Raw genomic sequence first — 2,519 nt, forward strand, 5'->3', positions numbered from 1 at the left:
CTGCATTTAGCGAGTGGTTTGAAGAAGCAACAGTCTGTGCATTTTAAAGATACATTCCAGTTGGGAGCGTTTGGTTCTTCATTAGAAGCTGGTTTAGGTGTTAATGCCAAAGTCTCTTCAAAGATATCGCTTCAGGGAGATCTTGTTTATCAGCATAAGTTGACGGATGCAGGCTTTTCGGGAACTAGTTTCTCTGGTGGAATACGCTATCAGTTTTAAGCATTCATTGGCGATCAATTTCATATCATAAGTATAATTTTAGAAACACAACAAAGTTATTGGGATCTGTAATAACTTTGTTGTGTTTTTTGTTTTTATCTTTACACAAAACACAGAATGAATTATGCATTTTACAATAGTGTTTTATTAATACTTAATATTTTATCCGTTTTGTATTGAATTCTGTCCAAAATATTACTTGGTTTTTAATAAGTATAGTTTGTTCATTGGGTGGGGGAGAAAGTTTACTACAGAATTATGATTAAAATATTTAAAAATCATATGTATTTGTGTGCCCTTACAACGGCTCTTGTTCCTTTTTTGTATAATGTTACTGTTTCTGCGCAGGCGTCATCGGGTGTGCTAAACGCTGGGAGCCTTGGCTCTGGATGTGGAGATCAGAAAGATAATAGAGAAGAAGCATTGGATTACTGCGATGATGGTCAAACGCATATCATTAAAGGCAAAAAATATCAGTTGAATGCGCCTCTTCAAGTGGAAAGCGATGAAGATGACAGTGATGAGGATGAGAGCGAGGAGGAGAGAGAGGCAGCTGAAGAAGAAAACCAAGATGGAATGGGGGGTGAGGAATCTTCAAAAGATGCAGGCACTACCAAGGTAGTAGATGTAGAGAGTTCTGCTGAAGAAGATGGTGTGGAAGAGACCGAAGAAGATGCTGAGGAGGAGGGTGCTGAGGAGGATGAGGACGATGACGAGGATGAGGACGAGGAGGATGAGGACGGTGACGAGGATGATGAGGACGAGGACGAAGATGAGGACGAGGAGGATGAGGGCGGTGATGAAAGCGGTTATAATTCCAATGGAGAGGACGAGGATGAGGAAGATGGTGCGAACGGTATAGGTGAAAATCCGGAGGAGGAAGGTTTAGAAAGTCAGGAAGACGATGAGGAAGAAGATGAGGATTTGGAAGAGCTTGAAGAGGAAGATTTAGAAAGTGAACAAAATGAAGATGAGGCGGATATATCTTTGCTTTCTCCTGCTGCCGTTGTGGCAAAAAATACAGGGACAGTGATCCATGCAGAAGATATACATGTTGTCGGTTCTTCAGATTTGAATTTTGGATATGGAATTGTTGCGATTGATGGAGGAAAAGTAACTTTGCACAATGCAGTTCTTGAAGGCGTAAAAGTGGGTCTTCAAGCTGAAAGGGGTGGAATATTTGAGGTCAATGGTGGGATCATTGAAGCGAAAAAAGGGGTTGTTGCAAAAGGAGATGGAACATCTGTTTTCTTAATGAATACAAAAATTAAGGTTAATGGCGTGGGATTTGATCCTTCGAAGAGTGAATTTTCTCCTTGGGGAATGGGACTTGCGAGTTATCCTGGTGCAAAAATTAAGATGAAGGGAGGAGAAATTAATGCAACGGATTCTGGTGGCCTTTTTGTACATGGAAAAGCATATGCTAGTTTGGAAGATGTCTCTGTTACGGCTATCTCAAAAGTTCTTCGTGTGAATATAGAAAATCAGGAGACTGGAGAGATAAACGAAGAGATTCTAACGAGTCCTGCGGTTTTTAATATCAAGCAAGGTGGGATACTTGATTTAACGCGTGTTCGTGTTAATGCAACTGATATTGATGGCTTGCGTCTTATAAGTTCATTTTTCGATGATATTCAAAATAATGATTATGCTCGGATTGCAATTGCAGAGACAACACTTAAAATTCAAGGTGACATATCAAATGGTCTGTATTTTTTTAGTGTTCCTATGGACAATTTTTTTAGTGTTCCTTTGGAAAATAAAGAAGATCATTTAATTCCTTCATATTTAGGAAAGATTAAGTTTGAAAATAGTACTTTAACTGTTCCAAAAGGTACAGCCATTTATAATGATGGTGCTAAAAAACAAGTCGACATTGATGTACAAAAAGGATCCAATATTTCTGGTAATTTGTTGCTTAGAGCTGAACCTCTCTCTTCTATAACAATTCGAGCACAGGATTCTTCACTAACAGGAGGAGTTCGTACTAATGATACAGGCGTTGCAAAAATTTCTTTAAGTGATGGTTCAAAGTGGACTTTAACGGCAATGAAGCCGACAAATTCGCAGAATATTTCTTTAGGATCAGTGGATTTGTATGACTCATCTCTTACGATGTTCAGTCTTAGTAATAGTCGTCTTGTTTTTGAAAAACCGACAGCAGGAAAATATCAAGCACTGCATATTGGACAAGGAAAGGACGTTACTGAAGCAGGTCAAGCTATTGCGAAGAATGGGCAAGCTTTAAATCATATTTCTTACAGTGCAGAAGGTGATGCGCGGGTCTATGTCAATGCATT

The 2,519-nt window shown here is 39.1% G+C and carries 1 protein-coding gene and 1 pseudogene; both read left to right on the plus strand.

Going from position 1 to position 2,519, the window contains the following annotated elements; translation table 11 throughout:
- On the plus strand, positions 1-219 hold a 219-nt coding region (locus NPY00_RS06240), incomplete at its 5' end, for an autotransporter outer membrane beta-barrel domain-containing protein (protein WP_269021218.1).
- Positions 220-477: 258 nt separating this feature from the next.
- Positions 478-2,519 (plus strand): annotated as a pseudogene (locus NPY00_RS06245) (hypothetical protein); the annotation flags it as partial.

The organism is Bartonella sp. F02, assembly GCF_026929975.1.
Lineage (GTDB): Bacteria > Pseudomonadota > Alphaproteobacteria > Rhizobiales > Rhizobiaceae > Bartonella.